The sequence below is a fragment of the Vreelandella sp. L-15 genome (assembly GCF_056857635.1).
This window is the reverse complement of record NZ_JBSXNN010000050.1, coordinates 71,581-88,277: the sequence shown is the minus strand read 5'-3', so window position 1 is coordinate 88,277 and position 16,697 is coordinate 71,581. Positions and strand designations below refer to the sequence as shown.

At 59.4% G+C, this 16,697-nt stretch carries 19 protein-coding genes; 11 read left to right on the top strand and 8 right to left on the bottom strand.

Annotated features, from left to right (window positions below; translation table 11 throughout):
* The 4 genes from AC13CY_RS06825 to brnA all read left to right on the top strand — a co-directional run.
* Nucleotides 1-379: RNA-guided endonuclease InsQ/TnpB family protein (locus AC13CY_RS06825; RefSeq protein ID WP_483052400.1), on the top strand; the 379-nt coding region annotated here is incomplete at its 5' end.
* Between the two features lie 170 nt (nt 380-549).
* A complete protein-coding gene (locus AC13CY_RS06820; protein ID WP_062375967.1) occupies nt 550-855 on the top strand; it encodes an aspartate/glutamate racemase family protein in 306 nt (101 codons plus the stop codon).
* Between the two features lie 75 nt (nt 856-930).
* Nucleotides 931-1,194 carry a BrnT family toxin gene (locus AC13CY_RS06815; protein ID WP_058578261.1) on the top strand — a complete coding sequence of 88 codons (264 nt, stop codon included), beginning with the start codon at nt 931-933 and terminating at the stop codon, nt 1,192-1,194.
* Entirely contained in the window at nt 1,184-1,453 is a 270-nt protein-coding gene (brnA, locus tag AC13CY_RS06810) for a type II toxin-antitoxin system BrnA family antitoxin (RefSeq protein WP_172515452.1), read from the top strand. The genes AC13CY_RS06815 and brnA overlap by 11 nt, the downstream gene beginning before the upstream one ends.
* A gap of 32 nt (nt 1,454-1,485) precedes the next feature.
* Here brnA and AC13CY_RS06805 read toward each other — a convergent pair whose 3' ends face one another.
* Both AC13CY_RS06805 and AC13CY_RS06800 read right to left on the bottom strand, forming a co-directional pair.
* Nucleotides 1,486-2,238, bottom strand: a complete 753-nt coding sequence (locus tag AC13CY_RS06805; RefSeq protein ID WP_172515453.1) for an alpha/beta hydrolase family protein — start codon at nt 2,236-2,238, stop codon at nt 1,486-1,488.
* Between the two features lie 77 nt (nt 2,239-2,315).
* On the bottom strand, nt 2,316-3,488 hold the full coding sequence (locus AC13CY_RS06800; RefSeq protein ID WP_062363438.1) for a UbiH/UbiF/VisC/COQ6 family ubiquinone biosynthesis hydroxylase: 1,173 nt from the start codon (nt 3,486-3,488) through the stop codon (nt 2,316-2,318).
* A gap of 96 nt (nt 3,489-3,584) precedes the next feature.
* On the opposite strand from AC13CY_RS06800, the gene AC13CY_RS06795 reads away from it, so the two are divergent.
* The 5 genes from AC13CY_RS06795 to AC13CY_RS06775 all read left to right on the top strand — a co-directional run bounded on the left by AC13CY_RS06795 (nt 3,585) and on the right by AC13CY_RS06775 (nt 8,403).
* Nucleotides 3,585-4,394, top strand: coding sequence for an NAD-dependent protein deacetylase (locus tag AC13CY_RS06795; protein ID WP_253557269.1), 810 nt, complete (start codon nt 3,585-3,587; stop codon nt 4,392-4,394).
* A gap of 198 nt (nt 4,395-4,592) precedes the next feature.
* Nucleotides 4,593-6,086 (top strand): protein adenylyltransferase SelO, encoded by a 1,494-nt coding sequence (locus tag AC13CY_RS06790; protein ID WP_483052399.1) that lies wholly within the window; start codon nt 4,593-4,595, stop codon nt 6,084-6,086.
* 63 nt (nt 6,087-6,149) lie between these two features.
* Entirely contained in the window at nt 6,150-7,196 is a 1,047-nt protein-coding gene (gene dinB / locus AC13CY_RS06785) for a DNA polymerase IV (protein ID WP_172515457.1), read from the top strand.
* A gap of 127 nt (nt 7,197-7,323) precedes the next feature.
* Entirely contained in the window at nt 7,324-8,136 is an 813-nt protein-coding gene (locus AC13CY_RS06780; RefSeq protein WP_289111311.1) for an alpha/beta fold hydrolase, read from the top strand.
* 18 nt (nt 8,137-8,154) lie between these two features.
* Nucleotides 8,155-8,403 carry a YkoF family thiamine/hydroxymethylpyrimidine-binding protein gene (locus AC13CY_RS06775; protein ID WP_016914871.1) on the top strand — a complete coding sequence of 83 codons (249 nt, stop codon included), beginning with the start codon at nt 8,155-8,157 and terminating at the stop codon, nt 8,401-8,403.
* 35 nt (nt 8,404-8,438) lie between these two features.
* Here the strand turns inward: AC13CY_RS06775 and mapR are convergent, their stop codons facing one another.
* Nucleotides 8,439-9,848 (bottom strand): GntR family transcriptional regulator MpaR, encoded by a 1,410-nt coding sequence (mapR, locus tag AC13CY_RS06770; RefSeq protein ID WP_253557264.1) that lies wholly within the window; start codon nt 9,846-9,848, stop codon nt 8,439-8,441.
* Nucleotides 9,849-10,054: 206 nt separating this feature from the next.
* On the opposite strand from mapR, the gene ccoG reads away from it, so the two are divergent.
* Both ccoG and AC13CY_RS06760 read left to right on the top strand, forming a co-directional pair.
* Entirely contained in the window at nt 10,055-11,134 is a 1,080-nt protein-coding gene (gene ccoG / locus AC13CY_RS06765; protein ID WP_172515460.1) for a cytochrome c oxidase accessory protein CcoG, read from the top strand.
* A gap of 80 nt (nt 11,135-11,214) precedes the next feature.
* A complete protein-coding gene (locus tag AC13CY_RS06760; RefSeq protein ID WP_172515461.1) occupies nt 11,215-11,862 on the top strand; it encodes a hypothetical protein in 648 nt (215 codons plus the stop codon).
* A 63-nt stretch (nt 11,863-11,925) separates the two neighbouring features.
* On the opposite strand, the gene gabT is transcribed toward AC13CY_RS06760, so the two are convergent.
* The 5 genes from gabT to csiR all read right to left on the bottom strand — a co-directional run bounded on the left by gabT (nt 11,926) and on the right by csiR (nt 16,674).
* Nucleotides 11,926-13,200, bottom strand: coding sequence for a 4-aminobutyrate--2-oxoglutarate transaminase (gabT, locus tag AC13CY_RS06755; RefSeq protein ID WP_100731679.1), 1,275 nt, complete (start codon nt 13,198-13,200; stop codon nt 11,926-11,928).
* A gap of 56 nt (nt 13,201-13,256) precedes the next feature.
* On the bottom strand, nt 13,257-13,454 hold the full coding sequence (locus AC13CY_RS06750) for a GGDEF domain-containing protein (protein WP_269061811.1): 198 nt from the start codon (nt 13,452-13,454) through the stop codon (nt 13,257-13,259).
* Nucleotides 13,455-13,464: 10 nt separating this feature from the next.
* Nucleotides 13,465-14,679, bottom strand: coding sequence for a CaiB/BaiF CoA transferase family protein (locus AC13CY_RS06745; RefSeq protein ID WP_483052398.1), 1,215 nt, complete (start codon nt 14,677-14,679; stop codon nt 13,465-13,467).
* 27 nt (nt 14,680-14,706) lie between these two features.
* Nucleotides 14,707-15,885 (bottom strand): acyl-CoA dehydrogenase, encoded by a 1,179-nt coding sequence (locus AC13CY_RS06740; RefSeq protein WP_074211003.1) that lies wholly within the window; start codon nt 15,883-15,885, stop codon nt 14,707-14,709.
* 99 nt (nt 15,886-15,984) lie between these two features.
* On the bottom strand, nt 15,985-16,674 hold the full coding sequence (csiR, locus tag AC13CY_RS06735; protein WP_483052397.1) for a DNA-binding transcriptional regulator CsiR: 690 nt from the start codon (nt 16,672-16,674) through the stop codon (nt 15,985-15,987).
* Nucleotides 16,675-16,697: the final 23 nt, after the last annotated feature.

Here is a 16,697-nt window from a genome sequence, read left to right as displayed (position 1 = left end):
GCGCCGTGACCACCTGCATAAACTCACCCGCCAGATCGTTAACGAGAACCAAGTGATTGCAGCGGAGAGTTTGCAGGTGAAGAACATGGTCAAAAACCGCCATCTCTCTAACGCCATCAGTGATGTTGGCTGGGGGGAGTTGGTCCGCCAGCTTGACTACAAGGCGGCCTGGGCGGGAAGGCAGTTTGTCCAGATTGATCCCTGGTACCCAAGCTCAAAACTCTGCCATAGCTGCGGCTTTGTCCGGGAATCACTACCGCTGGATGTTCGCACCTGGGACCGACCAGATTGCGGTGCTCAGGGGATGGACCCCGACGTGAATGCAGCCCGCAACATTCTGCAAGCAGGCACCGCGCTATTAGCCGGTGCAGATGGTTGAAAGATCATACCGAGGGGCACTCGGGAATGTACGCCTGTGGAGTTTGTGTAAGACCGGCAGTGCCAAGGCATTGAAGGCAACGAACATCGAAGCAGGAACCAGAAGGTAACGACCTGGGAATCCCCTTCCTTTCCGCTGCAAGGCGGCAGCGCAAGCTGAGGGAGGGGAGGATGTCAAATCGAGCGTTTGCAGCGCCACGGTATCGAAGTAGTGGTGCCTACCGAACCACAGCGCGAGCGCGTGCACACGTGATCTACCAGGAGCTGTGCCTGGGCGTGGTGAAAGCAGAGGCCAAAGCCGACTACCTGGCGATCATCGAGGCGCTTGCCGAGCGCGGCGCGCAGGGAGTGATTCTAGGCTGCACCGAAATTGGCCTGCTGGTTCAACAGGCCAACACTCCCATGCCGCTCTTCGATACGACCGAGATTCATGCTGAGCAGGCGGTGCAGTGGGCGCTGGGGCATGGTTTTGTATAAAGCCTGCTGCAGTAACGGCATTGCTTTCGGCTTTAGAATCTTGTTGAGTGAGTAAAAAAGGAATAATTTATACTCATGAACGAGTTCGAGTTTGACGTCAACAAAAGTCAGGCCAACCTGACAAAGCACGGTATTGATTTTGAAGCGGCACAAGCGCTGTGGAAGGATCCATATCTGCTAGAAATTCGCGCAAAATCCGAGGGCGAACCAAGGTTTTTACTAATCGGTATGATCAGTGAAAAACATTGGTCGGCAGTCGTCACCTACCGAGAAGAGCGTATTCGGCTGATTTCTGTTAGACGCTCCCGCAAGAAGGAGGTAGACATCTATGAAAGCTAAAGATTTCGATAAAAAATTCGATGAAAATCAAGATGATGTTCTCGATGATCTAGACTTTTCCACTGCTCGACGGGTGAATCAGGAGCAAAAGCGGATTAACGTAGATTTTCCTGCATGGGTAGTGGAGTCACTAGACCGTGAGGCTGCGAGAATGGGTGTTACCCGTCAGTCGATTATCAAGGTTTGGTTAGTGGAGCGTCTGCAAGCTGAAGCGGCTCGTAAACCTCATGGCCATAACTCAGTAGGGGGACCTCACTAGCGCTGGCCTCTTGGAGGCCAGCGCTCCACCGCTTACTCCAAAAACGCCCGCAGCGTATCGCTGGCTTGCTCGATGGCCACCACGCCATCCAGGTGGCCTCGGTTGCCTTCCAGCGTTTCTAGCGTCACCTCAGTGCCGTCGGCTTCGATCAGCTCGGCGGTGCGGCGTACGCCCTCGGGGGCGAAGACCAAGTCGTTCTCGCTATACAGCATCAATGTGGGGGCTTCGATGGCGGCCAGCCCCGCTTCCAGCGAGTCGCCGTAGCCAGCCATGAAGGTCTGGTTGGCGCGCACCAGGTAGAGCAGGTGGTTGGCATCGGAAAGCGCTGCACGGGCGGCGGCGATGTCATCCAGGGTTTGTTCGATGGCATAGCGGGCGGTGATGTCCTGGGAAGGGTCGCGCGCGTCGTCGGCCCAGTCGCGGTTGAACGCTTCGTTGGCCCACTGCCAGTGGTTGGCATTGAGCGTCACCAGCTTCAGCGCCTCTTTGAGCCCGTCGGTGGGTGGCTCGCCATCAGCCCCATAGCGGCCTGCCGCATGGCTGGTGCCGGAGAAAAAGTGGGTAATCAGAATCGCGTTGTCGCGGGCTTCGTTAAGCTCGCCGTAGGCTTCCCAGCCTATCGTTACGTTGGGAATCGTCTCGCCGCCCTGAGTGGTGAAGCTCTCCATCTCGAACGTCTGCTTCTCGACCACGCCATCCCAAGCCCATAAGGGCGTGGCCAACAGCAGGCCAAGGCTGGTGAACGAGGCGACCGTCACTAGCGCGAATGGTTGCTTGCGTCGCATGCGCTTTCCTTTTTTGAGGGATTATTGTGATTGTTTTAGGGCTGCTTATTGCAGCCTCTCCCTCAGCATAGTCAGCGTTAGCCGATTTTAAACGGATTCAACCCATTGGCTTGCTGCATCATCATACGCTTGGCAAAAGGCACTCGCTCGGCCAAATGCAGGCTGAGATCGCCCAGTTGGCGCAGCGGTTTTGCGCCAGTGAACAGGTGGTGGAAGCTGTCGGTGGCGGCAATCATCGCTTGGTTGGCGAGGCGGCGCTGGCACTCGAAGCGGTGCAGGCTGATGTGGTCGCCGGGGTCGCGGCCTTTGATGATCAGCTCGGCCAGGGTGTCGGCGTCGTGCAGGCCGATGTTCAACCCTTGCCCGGCCAGCGGGTGCACCACGTGGGCGGCGTCGCCGATCAGCGCGAGGCGTTTGCCGATGTAGCGCTTGGCGTGCTGGCGCTTGATGGGGAAGCTGGCCCGCGCCACAATACGGGTGAGCTTGCCCAGGCGTTGGGGGAAGGTGGTTTCAATGGCGTGCTGGAGCGCGTTGTCGGAGAGCTGTTCGCGGGCTTTGGTGGCTTCGTTGCTGTCGTACCACACCAGCGAGGCGCGCTGGCCGGGCAGCGGCAGCATGGCAATCGGCCCTTTGGGGGTAAAACACTGCCAGCTAACATCCTGCTGGGGCAGCTCGGTCTCGACGTTAATGATCATCGCCCGCTGGTGGTAGTCGTGGCTGGTCACGCCAATGCCCGCTAGCTCGCGTAGCGTAGAGCGCGCGCCGTCGGCCCCCACAATCAGCCGGGCACTTAGGGTTTTGCCGTTATCCAGCTCTAGCATGCGGGCGGTGGTGGCTGCCATGGTGCTGAGCGGGGCGCACTGGGTATAGCAGGTCACGCTGGGCAGTTCTTCCAAGCGTTGCCACAGGGCGTACTGCAAAGCGCGGTTTTCGATAAAAATACCGAAGTCGTTCATGCCGCTCTCTTCGGCGGAGAACACGGAGTGGCCGGTGCCATCCTGATTCGCCACGTCGATATGCCGGAACGGGCAGCAGCGCTCGCCGGGCAGTATCGCGCCGCTGGCTTTCACAAACGCCAGCGACCGGGCGTTGAGCGATGAAATACGCAGGTCGTAGTCGCCGCTGGCGGGTTTGGGGGCGCTGCCGCGCTCGACGAGCCCCACGGAAATGCCCGCTTGGCCGAGCCTTGCCGCCAGGGCCGCGCCCACCATGCCGCCACCGACAATAATAATCTCGTGATCCCACTGCATGAGAGGCTCCTTACTCCGCTATCGAGGGCACATTGCATGTGCTTATATTGTCATACAGTATCGTTGACTTGTCGCAGTATTGCCTAGGGTGATCCATTGACGCAGGCCGTGGAAAGTACAGAAAAACGCGAGAGCAGCCAGGTGGCCGGGGAAGCGCTGGCCGCGTTCATCAAACGCCACCCCAAACTCTGGGTGATTACCGGGGCGGGGGTGAGTACCGACAGCGGGATTCCCGATTACCGCGATGCCGATGGCCAGTGGAAGCGCCCGCCGCCGGTGCAGCATGGTGATTTTATGAGCTCCTTCGCCGTACGCCAGCGCTACTGGGCGCGAGCGCTGGTGGGCTTCAAAGCCATGCGCGAAGCCCAGGTGAGCGGGGCGCATCGGGCGTTGGCGAAGCTCGAGGCCATGGGCCATGTGGAGCTTCTCGTCACGCAAAACGTTGACCGTTTGCACCAGCGGGCAGGCTCAAAAAAGGTGATTGATCTGCACGGCAGGGCCGATGTGGTGGCCTGTATGGCCTGTGGCTATCAAATGATGCGCCACGCCATGCACAGTGAAATGGCGCGTATGAACCCAGCCTTTGCCGCGCTGGATGCCCGCCACGCGCCGGATGGCGATGCGGATCTGGAAACCGACTTTTCCACCTTTAACGTATTGGATTGCCCGCGCTGCAAGGGCATTCTCAAACCGCAGGTGGTCTATTACGGCGATGTGGTGCCCCCTGCGCGGCGGTTGGCGGCCCAGGCGGCGCTGCAGCAAGCCGACGCGGTGCTGGCAGTGGGCACGTCGTTGATGGTCTATTCCGGCTACCGCTTCTGCCGGGATGCCCACGCCATGGGCCTGCCCGTGGCATCGCTCTCGCTGGGCGTGACCCGTGCCGATGGGTTCTTGACCCACCAGTAGCGCGCGCCGCTAACGCCGGTGCTGGAATATGCGGTTGGGCGTCTGAAAAAGGGCTAACGTGTTTTGGATACCGGCGGGTTACTATCGAAGCGAGCAATTTCAAATTGGTTAAGAGGCTCTCTGCGACAGGCTATCGCCAATTACTTGAGTAAACTGCTAGGGTATTCCTAGACGATAAACTGAAAAGCGGAGTTGCCCGTGCTGACCTTTGAACACCAGTTTGCCACGCTGCCAGAGCCTTTATGGGTGGCTTGCCAGCCTACGCCCGTGGCGCAGCCCAGCCTGATCGCGTTTAACGATGACCTGGCCGCGCAGCTAGGCATGCAAACCCGGCCCGACGACGCCACGCTGGCCCAATGGTTCAGCGGTAACCGGCTACCGCCAGGGGCCGAGCCTAGAGCGCTGGGCTATGCCGGGCATCAGTTCGGTAATTTCGTGCCTCAGTTGGGCGATGGCCGAGCGCTGCTGCTGGGGGAGGTGGTGGATCAGCAGGGCCAGCGGCAGGACGTGCAGCTCAAGGGCAGTGGCCGCACGCCGTTTTCACGGGGCGGGGATGGGCGCTCGCCGCTTGGCCCAGTGCTGCGGGAATATCTGGTGAGCGAGTTCATGGCCGCCGTGGGCGTGCCCACCACTCGGGCGCTGGCGGCCGTGACCACGGGGGAGCGCGTGGTACGCCAGATGGCCGAGCCGGGGGCCATCCTGACCCGTGTGGCTCGCAGCCATATCCGCGTGGGCACCTTCCAGTTTGCTGCCGTGCGTCGCGATGAAGCGGTGCTGAAAGCGCTGGCCGACCATGTGATTGCTCGCCACTACCCAGAAACGGCCAATGCTGACGATCCGTACCTTGCCCTGCTGGAAGCCGTTACCGCCCGCCAGGCGGCACTGGTGGCACGCTGGATGAGCCTGGGCTTTATTCATGGTGTGATGAACACCGACAACTGTAGCATTGCTGGCGACACCATCGATTACGGCCCCTGCGCCTTCATGGAGCAGTTCGACCCGCAAAAGGTCTTCAGCTCCATCGATCAGGGTGGGCGCTACGCTTTTAACCACCAGCCGGGCATCGCTCAGTGGAACCTGGCCCGCTTTGCCGAAACCCTGCTGCCGCTGATGCGGGAAGAGGGCGAGGCCGTTGTAGAGCAGGCCACCGAGGTGCTTCGCGGCTTTACCGCTCGTTTTGGCGCCGAGCAGCGCCGCCTGCATGCCGACAAGCAGGGCCTTGCCCCGGAAAGCGATCGTGCCGTGGCGCTGATGGAAGCACTGGAAACCCAGATGCATCAGGGCCGCATGGACATGACCGCGACGTTCGACGCGCTGACGCACTATGCCAAAACGCTGGGTGCCCAAGCCTTGAGCACGGACACGCCAGCCCACTCCCAAAAAGAGGCGCTGCTGGCGCTGACCACTCAGCCAGATGGCTTTGCCGCTTGGCTGGCCGACTGGGAAAACGCCCAGCAAGCCAGCCGAAAGAGTGAGCGCCTGGAGGCCATGCGCCGCGCCAACCCAGTGGTGATCCCCCGTAACCACCGCATTCAAGCAGTGATCGACGCGGCAACAGAAGGTGATTTCGAGCCTTTCCACACGCTGCTCGCGGCGGTCACTCAGCCCTTCGATGAATTGGAAACCGCGCGCCAACTGGCCGCCCCTGCCACGGCTAGTGAGCAGGTGCTGCGCACTTTTTGTGGTACGTGACGGCGGCACACCCTGTGATAAACTGTGCTTTTTTACAGGTAAGGGCGGAGGCAAGGTCGGCCTGTGCGCAAAATCATTCACTGCGACTGTGACTGCTTCTATGCGGCGGTCGAGATGCGCGACAACCCCGCGCTGGCGGAGATTCCCATTGCCATTGGCGGCAGTGTGGCGCAGCGCGGGGTGGTGGCCACCTGTAACTATCCTGCCCGCGCGTTTGGCATCCACTCCGCCATGCCCATGGCTCAGGCGCTCAAACGCTGTCCTCACCTCACGGTGATTCGTGGCGACATGGCGAAGTACAAGGCCGTGGCACGCCAGGTGTTTGCCATCTATCGCGATGTCACCGAACTGATCGAGCCGCTCTCGCTGGACGAAGCCTTTCTGGACGTCTCGGAGGTCACGCTTCACCACGGCAGCGCCACCCGTATGGCCGAAGCCATTCGCCATCGGGTGAAGCAGGAAGTGGGCATTACCGTGTCGGCGGGGGTGGCACCCAACAAGTTTCTCGCCAAGATCGCCAGCGACTGGCGCAAGCCCGATGGGCTGTTTGTCATCACGCCAGACGATATCGACGCCTTCGTGCAGCAGCTGCCGGTGAAAAAGATTCATGGGGTGGGGCCGCGCACCGCTGAAAAGCTGGCCGAACTGGGGATTCAAACGGGGGCGGATCTGCGCGCCCGGCCGCTGACCGAGCTGGTGGAGCGCTTTGGTCGCTTTGGGCATCGCCTGCATGAACTCAGCCACGGGCGCGATGAGCGCCCGGTTAAAACTCACCGCGAACGCAAGTCGATCAGCACCGAGCAAACCTACTCTCAAGATTTACCCACCTTGGAAGCCTGCCGTCGTCAGCTCCCCGAGCTGATTGGCGATTTAGAGCGCCGCTACGCCCGCCTAGACCCGGCACCCGCCGTGCGCGGAGTAATGGTGAAGATCAAATTCAACGACTTCACCCAAACCACCGTCGAACACGCCGACCCCGCACCCAACTTGGAACAGTTCGAAACCTTGCTGAACGTGGGATGGGCAAGGGGCGAGCGCCCCGTGCGCCTGCTGGGGGTGGGCTACCGCTTGGCGGAAGAGACCGCTGCCCAGCAGCTCTCGCTGTTTTAATTAGCAGGTTAACCCTTGGGTGGATTGACGGGTACTCGGGCTCGCGTTAAAACAGTTGTATGATAGGGCTTGCGTGATAGCCCTTATGTGATCGCCCCCGAACCGCCAGATGACCCACGAGCCCGCCATGCCTGCCGATGCCACCCAGCGCCCCCGTTTAGTGTTTGCCCATGCCAACGGCTTTCCCGGCTTGAGTTACCGCAGCCTGTTAGACCCGCTGGCGGAATCGTTCGATGTTCACCCGCTGGACCGCTTGGGCCACCACCCGGATTACCCGGTGAACCACAACTGGGGCAACCTGGTAGAGGAGCTGTTGAGCTACCTGCCCGACACCGATGCACCGCTCTTGGGGGTGGGGCATTCACTGGGCGGCACGCTGATGGCCATGGCTGCCGACAAGCAGCCGGAGCGTTTTCGCGGTGTGATCATGCTCGACCCGCCGCTGATGCTGGGGCCGGATGCCTGGGCCATGAAAGCGGCCAAACGGTTTGGGTTCATGGACCGTATCACCCCCGCGGGTAAAACCAAGGGGCGGCGCACGGTGTGGCCCAGCCGTGAGGCCATGGCGACCTCGCTGCGGCGGCGAGGGCTGTTTCGTCGCTTTACCCCCGAGGCACTCAACGACTACATTGAAGCAGGCACACGGCTGCTGGACGATGGCAGCGCCGAGCTGGCCTTCGACCCGCGCATCGAGCTGGAAATTTTCCGCCACTTGCCGGATCACCTCTCCGGCTTGCCCCAACGGGTAGGCGTACCCGTTCAGCTAGTGGCCGGGCTGGAGTCGCACTTGATGACGCCATCGCGGGTCAAGCGCATCGCCCGCCGGGGGTTGCCGGTCAGTACGGTGCCGGGCACCCACATGTTCCCCATGGAGCACCCGGAGGAGACCCGCTCGGCGATCTTGGTCGCGTGGCAGCAGTTTCAAACAGCGCCGTCATAGGGCGCTCAAGGAGTCGATATGTACCTTTCCGTACAGCTGAGTTACTACCCGCTGGCCGATGATTTCAAGCCCGTGGTGAAAGAGGTGGTCAAACGTTTAGAGGCCACCGGGCTGGAAGTTCACCCCAACCGAATGAGCACCCAGGTATTTGGCGAGTTCGATGAGGTGATGGCGGCACTCGGCGAGGTGATGAAGTGGTCGTTCGAGACCCACGGAAAAGCCGTGTTTACCGCCAATTTCCTGGAAGGCGACCGGCGGCCTCGGTAAATAACGCCATCGCGTGCGTGATGTTCTTCATAGCGCTAAAAAAGGCTCAATAACGTGCCCAGCGTTTCCATCCCCCGTTCGCTGCGTTGGGTCCAGGGATGGCCATAGCTTAAGCGGATGCAGTGGCGAAACTGTTGGGTCGCGGAGAAAATGGGGCCTGGCGCGAGGCTAACGCCATGGTCGAGCGCTATACGAAACAGCTGCAGCGAATCCACGTGTTCGGGAAACTCCACCCAAAGGAAATAACCGCCCACAGGTCGGGTGATGCGCGTATGCGCTGGGAAGTAGCGATCTGCCGCCGCCAGCATACTGGTTTGTTGGGCTTCTAAGGCATGGCGAAGCTTGCGCAAATGGCGGTCGTAGCCACCGTGTTGTAAATAGTCAGCAATGGCGGCCTGGGCGGGGATAGAGGGGGAAATGGTGGTCATTAGTTTTAGCCGCGAGATCTCTTGGGCATAACGGCCGCCCGCTACCCAGCCCACCCGATAGCCGGGTGCCAAGCACTTCGAGAAAGAGCTGCAGTGAATCACTAAGCCCTCATCATCAAAGGCCTTAACGGGGGCGGGCGGCGTGCTGCCAAAATAGAGCTCGGCATACACGTCATCCTCTAGCATGGGCACTTGGTGCTGCTTTAATAACTGGTAAAGCACCTGTTTGCGCTCGTTGCTTAGGCTGGCGCCGATGGGGTTCTGCAGGTGGCTCATAAACCAGCAGGCTTTGATGGGCAGCGTCGCTAATCGCTCTGCCAGCACGTCTAGGTCAACCCCTTCCCGAGGGTGAACCGGAATTTCCACCGCGCGCAGTTTGAGCCGCTCCAACACCTGCAGGCTTGCATAAAAAGCAGGTGACTCAATCGCGACCAAGTCCCCTGGCTGAGTCACGCACTGTAGGGCTAGATTGAGCGCCTCCATTGCGCCATTGGTAATCACCAGTTCGTCCATCGGCAGTTGAATGCCGCCCAGCATGTAGCGCAGAGCAATCTGCCGACACAGGTCGGTATGTCCGGTGGTCATATCAGCCACCACCTGTTGGGGCGAAAGCGCCCGCAAGCCACGTGTCATGCTGATACTTAAGCGAGAGAGTGGAAACAGCTCAGGGCTAGGGAAAGCCGAGCCAAAGGGCACCGTTTGGTCATCCTGCAGTGAGTCCAGCACCGAGAACACCAGCTCGCTGACCTGCACCTCCGCTGGGTCGGTGGGTTGTAGCGTGACGCGGGGTTCGTTGACCAAGCGCCGTGCGTGTTCACGAACAAAGTAGCCCGAGCGCGCTCGAGCGCTGATAAGCCCCTGGTTTTCCAGTAAGTAGTACGCCTGAAACACTGTCGACGGGCTAATGCCGTGATGGCGGCTCGCTTGGCGCACTGACGGAATGCGCTCGCCTGGTCCCAGTACGCCTTGGCGAATCAGCGTGGCTATTTCATCGGCAAACTGTTCATAGCGTTTCATGGCATAAACTCGCTGGTGCTTGGCGCGGGTGCTTAGTGGGATCAACAGAATCGATACTCTCAATCAAAAGCATATCAAAACTGATACGGCTTTTTTCTCTAAAACTGCATCTGTTTTAGTGGTTGGCTGGGAGAGCATAGTAGCGGTTCATTCGGTGATGCCCCTCGACCGTATAGATCGCCACTCCCTCTTTTCTGGATATCGGTATGACGCAACGCATTCCACTGCAAGACCTAACCAGCGATGCAGCCGTTGAACACCATTCGCCTCAGGCGAAAACTACGGGTCGCTCGCCATCCACGTCTGGGCATATCTATGTGCGAGAGATACAGGGCTTTTTTCAGCGCATAAGGCGTTATTCCAACTGGCTACTGATTGCGTTGGTAACGGGCGTCACCTTCGTGGGATATGTTACGCCGGTGGGTGGGCTCGTAAGGGATCTATTCAGCCTAGAGGCGCACCCTTGGGCGCTTTTTTGGATCGGTTTTTTTACTCTGTTTACCTACCTGAACGCCGGCTGGTTGCGCCATCAGGTGTGTCTGCACATGTGCCCCTATGCACGCTTTCAGTCGGCCATGTTTGATAGCCATACGCTGATTGTTTCTTACGATTCCGCCCGTGGTGAGCCCCGCCGTGGTCATCGCAAAGAGGTCGCGGAAGCGGCTGCTGGGGACTGTATTGATTGCGAACTGTGCGTTCAGGTGTGCCCCACGGGGATCGATATTCGTGATGGCCTGCAGTATGAGTGTATTGGCTGCGCGGCGTGTATCGATGCCTGCGATAGCGTGATGGCGCGTATCGATAAGCCGCTGGGCCTGATTCGCTACACCACCGAGCGCGCGCTAGAGGGCAAACCTACGCGGTTTTGGCGACCTCAGCTGTTGGCTTATATGGCGGCACTGTTTTCTATGGTGGTTTTGTTGATCGGTTTCTTGAACGCCCGGGTGCCTATGGATGTAGAGGTCGCCCGAGATCGTCAGACGCTGTTTGAAAGCACGGCCGAGGGGCGCATTATTAACTACTACACTGTGACGCTGCGCAATCAAGATACGAAGGAGCACCAATACGCGCTATCTGCCACCGGTTTGCCCGGCCTGCGTTTACAAGGAGCTGACACATTCGTCTTGGCCGCTAATGAAACGAGGCAGTTACGCGTGGCGCTTAATGCTGACGCGTCAGCGTTGACCCAGCCGAGCCACCCGGTGGTGCTGCACATCGCTGCGTTAGATGAGCCTTCGATCTCCTCTAACATCGAAACGCGGTTTTTGGGATCGACCCGTCAGTAAGAGGGAGGCTAAGTAGGTGTGAGAATAAGTGGGTGTGAGAATAAGTAGGTGTGAGGATAAGTAAGAATGAGGATAGATAAATGATAACCGTGCTGATTTTCTTGATGATACTCGTGGGCGTAACAGCCGCTTGGTACCAGATTTACCAAATGCACTTTAATATCAATACGCCTAACGGTGCGAAGCTTTCGGGTAATAAAAGTAGGCAACTGGATACGCTCACAGCTGCTCAGGAAACGTCGTTGGATGAGGCCGGTGCGTCACGCTTTGAAGAGGCAGCAACGCGCATCTTTGGACGTGGATTTAACATAGCCGCCCTTCGCATTGCGTTCTCTCAGGAGGGGCGAGAGGCCTATGGGCTGCCGCTTCTGCGCTGTCAGAGAAAACTCACTCGTCCTTCGTCGCATCAGGCAGGAGAGGGCGGTGTTCGCGTGCGTCATCTGCGGTTGTTCAAGACGCGCTTGCCGTCCATCAACGTCAGGAATGCGTTCATCCTGGCGGTGATCGCAAACTGTGGGTTGGTTCAGCTACTGGCGGCGATGAGTGTGTATACCATTCACTACTCTGTGGACGTATCGGCATTGGCGTGGGTCAATCAACCGGTGATGATCCTATCGGCGATATGGGGTGTGGTGGTCTTGAATATCCTGATCTTCAAGCTCGATACCTATCTTCATGATCTTTATCAGGCGAGACAGTTGAATCAGCTAACGCCCCTGTTCAACTAAAAATAAGCCGTGTCAAAACGACAACGCCGCCTCATGGGCGGCGTTGTGGGTAGTGCTACATACTCAGATCAGCGATTCCAGGCAGGACTCGATGATGTCCAGGCCTTCGTTCAGCACGTCGTCTTCGATGGTGACGGGCATCAGGAAGCGGATGGTGTTGCCGTACATGCCGCAGGAGAGCAGGATCAGACCCTCTTCACGGGCTTTTTTGCACAGCGCTGCTGCCAGCTCCGGGTCCGGGGTGCGGTCGGTCTTGTTGTTCACCAGTTCGAAGGCGGCCATGGCACCCATGTTACGCACGTGGTCGATGCAATCGAACTTGCCTTGCCACTCGTTGAAGCGCGCCGCCAGCTTCTCGCCCAGCGCCTGGCTCTTCTCGAGGATGTTCTCCTCTTCGAAGATTTCCATGACGGCCAGCGCTGCGGCACAGGCGGTGGGGCTGCCGGTGTAAGTGCCGCCCAGGGAGTTGGGGCCAGAGGCGTCCATCACCTTGTCGGTACCGACGATGGCCGAGATCGGCATGCCGTCGGCCATGCTCTTGGCCATGGTCATCATGTCCGGCTCGACGCCGCTGTGCTCGATGGCGAACATCTTGCCGGTGCGGCCAAAGCCTGACTGCACTTCGTCGATGATCATCAGCATGCCGTGCTCATCGCAAATTTCGCGAATCTTCTTCAGGAAGCTGGTCGGGGCGGGGTAGAAGCCGCCTTCACCCAGTACTGGCTCAAGAATGATGGCGGCAGTGTCTTTGGGGTTGGCGTCGGTTTTCAGCGTCATCTTCAGGCCGCGAATCGCTTCGTCTTCGCTGACGCCGTGGTAGGGCACCGGGTAGGGCGCGCGGAATACGGTGCCGGGCATCGGGCCGAAATCGGTCTGGTAGGGCGCGACCTTGCCGTTCATGGCCATGGTGTAGAAGGTACGGCCATGGTAGCCGCCATCGAAACAGATGACATTAGAGCGACCGGTAGCGGCGCGGGCGATCTTCACCGCGTTTTCCAGCGCTTCGGCACCAGAGTTGGCCAGCATCACCTTGGCGTGACCACGTACAGGGACGATGTGGCTCAACTTCTCGGCGACTTTAACGTAGCCCTCGTAGGGCATAACCGTTTGGCAGGTGTGCATCACCTTATCCAACTGGGCTTTCACAGCGGCCACGACTTTGGGGTGACGATGCCCCACGTTCAAGACGCCGATACCGCCCGCGAAGTCGATGAAGCGGTTGCCGTCGGCGTCCCAGATCTCAGCGTTTTCGGCGCGGTCCGCAAAGGCGGTGGCGGGGCTTGCAGCGCCCGCCGCGACGTATTTCTGCTTTAGTTCGTTAAGCTCGGCATTGCTCATGACTCAGCTCCTTAAAGGATAGGGTGTAGCTCTAGCATAGTGCGCAATAGCGTTGATCACACTGATGACGATGCGATGACAATCCGGTTGCGCCCGGCTTGTTTGGCCTGATACATCGCTTTATCGGCGCGATCAAGCATTCGAGTACTCGACGTTTCAATGTAACACGCGATGCCTGCTGAAAGCGTCACGGTTAGCTGGTGCTGAGTGTAGGGCGTTTTGAGAAGCGGGGCGGTAGGCTCGTTTGCCGCCAATAGCGTCTGATTAAATAATGCCCGCTTGGCGAAGCACTAGGCGCTGTTCATCGGTGATGCCGATGGCATTCAGCACGCTGTCGGTGTGCTCGCCAAGCGTAGGGGGCGCGGTGGTGGCACTGATGGATTCGCCGTTGATGCGGATCGGGTTGGCTACAAGGTTGACCTCACCTGCTTGGGTATGGGGCAACGTTTGTTTCAATCCGCGTGCTTTGACATGGGGGTCGTCGAACACGCGATCCAGGGTATTGATCGGCCCGCAGGGCACGCCCACGGCCTCGAAGGCCGAAAGCCAAGTATCGGTAGGTTGTACGCCAAGTGCCAATTCCAGAAGCGGTATCAAGGTGTCGCGATGCTGAACACGGCTGCCGTTGGTGGCAAAGCGCTCGTCTTGAGCGAGCTGCGGCTGGTCGATTACCTGGCAGAAGCGTCTGAACTGCTCGTCGTTGCCCACCGCCACGATCATATGTCCATCGGCCGTGGCAAAGGCTTGGTAGGGCACGATATTAGGATGGGCGTTGCCTAACCGCTGAGGCACCTGACCGGAGGTCAGATAGTTCAACGCCTGATTGGCCAACACGCCCACCTGCACATCCATGAGTGCCAGATCGATATGGCAGCCTTCGCCACTGTCGCGGCGTTGGTAGAGGGCCGCCAGCACCGCGTTGGCCGCATACAAGCCGGTAAAAATATCGGTAATGGCGACCCCCACCTTGACCGGGCCGCCCCCTGATTCACTGTCCGGTTTACCGGTCAGGCTCATGAGGCCGCCCATGGCTTGGATCATGAAGTCGTAGCCCGCCCGGCGGGCGTAAGGGCTTTCCTGGCCAAAGCCGGTGATGGAGCAGTAGACCAAGCCGGGATTGAGCGCTTTCAGGCTCGCGTAGTCCAGGCCATACTTTTTCAGCCCGCCGACCTTGAAGTTTTCCAGCACCACATCCGATTGGGCCGCCAACTGCTTGATCAGCGCTTGGCCTTCGGGCTTGGCCATATCTACCGTCACCGAACGCTTACCGCGATTGGCGCACAGGTAATAGGCCGATTCCGCGCTGCCGGAGAGCCAGGGCGGCCCCCAGTGGCGGGTATCATCGCCGCTTTGGGGGCGCTCGATTTTGATCACCTCGGCACCCATGTCGGCCAGCATCTGCCCGCACCAGGGGCCTGCCAGTACCCGAGAGATATCGAGTACCTTGATGCCTGCCAGGGGCTTTGCGACTGTGCTCATGGGGTGCCTCGCTGAGTGATGACGACGTTAGAAGAACGACTGAATGCCGGTTTGTGCGCGGCCCAGAATCAGGGCGTGCACATCGTGGGTACCTTCATAGGTATTCACGGACTCCAGGTTCACCATGTGGCGAATGACGCCATACTCGTCAGACACGCCGTTACCGCCGTGCATGTCGCGGGAAACACGGGCGATATCCAGCGCTTTACCGCAGTTGTTGCGCTTGATCAGCGAGATCATTTCCGGTGCCCAGTTACCGCTGTCCATCAGGCGGCCCACCTGCAGGGCGGCTTGTAAGCCCAGGGTGATTTCGGTCTGCATGTCGGCCAGCTTCTTCTGGATGAGCTGGTTGGCGGCGAGCGGGCGGCCAAACTGCTTGCGGTCCAGAGTGTATTGGCGGGCGGCGTGCCAGCAGAACTCAGCGGTGCCCATCACGCCCCAAGCGATGCCGTAGCGGGCTTTATTCAAACAGCCGAAGGGGCCTTTCAGGCCGCTCACGTTAGGCAGCAGGTTCTCTTCGGGAACGAAAGCGTTGTCCAGCACGATCTCGCCGGTGATAGAGGCACGCAGCGATACTTTGCCTTCGATTTTCGGGGTGGAGAAGCCTTCGGTACCACGCTCGACGATGAAGCCTTTGATCTGGTTATCGTGGGCAGCGGACTTGGCCCAGACCACCGCGATATCGGCAATCGGACTGTTGGTGATCCACATTTTCGCGCCGGTCAGGCGGTAGCCGCCATCGACCTTTTCCGCACGGGTAATCATGGAGCCTGGGTCGGAGCCATGGTCGGGTTCGGTCAGGCCGAAGCAGCCGACCATCTCGCCGCTGGCAAGCTTAGGCAGGTATTTCTGTTTCTGCTCTTCGGAGCCATACGCTTCGATGGGGTACATTACCAGCGATGACTGCACGCTCATGGCCGAGCGGTAGCCGGAATCGACACGCTCCACTTCACGGGCGATCAGGCCATAAGCCACGTGGTTGACGCCCGCGCCGCCGTATTCTGGGGAAACCGTGGCACCTAGCAGACCCAGCTCGCCCATCTCGGACATGATCTCGCGGTCGAAACGCTCTTCGCGGAAGGCGCTCAGCACACGTGGCTGCAGGTTTTCCTGGCAGTAGTCGTGGGCGGCATCGCGGATCTGGCGCTCTTCGTCGGTGAGCTGGCTTTCCAGCAGAAGCGGGTCGTCCCAGTTGAAGCGTGTCATGGCGTGAACTCCGAAAGATGATCGTGTTGAGCTCAATGTATCGCCGTTATTTAAAAATTTCTACATTTTTTTAAAACGCAGAATTTAATCGCCTGGCATTCAATCGATGCCGCGGGATTGCAGTACCCGTGTGATGATAGGCACCGGGGTCATCAGGTGGTCGCGCATCAGGTTAGCGGCCTGCTCGGCATTGCGGGCGAGAATGACGTCCACCAGCGCAGTGTGCTCCTGGCGCTTGATGTCCAGCGCCTGGGGCGACATGACGGTCTCTTGCAGCCACAGGTGGCGGTAGCGCTCTACCTGATCAAACAGGGTGTCGCGCATCTGCAGCAGGTGGGGGGAGTTGCAGCCGCTGGCAATGGCAGTATGGAACGCCTTGTGGCGCAAATCCCAACCATCCAGCAGCTCGTCGGGGGAGCTGATGTCGGTGACTTTGGCTAGCCGGTGGGCGGTCGCCAGCACGTTGGCTTCCCAGTCGTCGTCGCCACGTTCGATGGCGAGGCGCAAAATCAGCCCTTCCAACTGAGCGCGTGCGTCGTAGATATCGTTCAGTTCGGCCAGCGACATGGCGGCCACCCGGTAGCCCCGTTGGCTGATGGCCACGACCAGCCGGTCGGCGACCAGCTGTGACAGCGCTTCACGCAGCGGCCCGGTGCTCACGCCGTAATACTCTTTCAAACGGCTCATCAAGAGCTTCTCTTCGGGGGCATAGCGGCCACGAATGATGTCCTGCTTGAGCGCGTGGTAAGCGCTAATCGCTAGGTTCTGGCGCGGTGCATCGTGCTCCATAGGGGCTCCTTGGATCAGTGTGT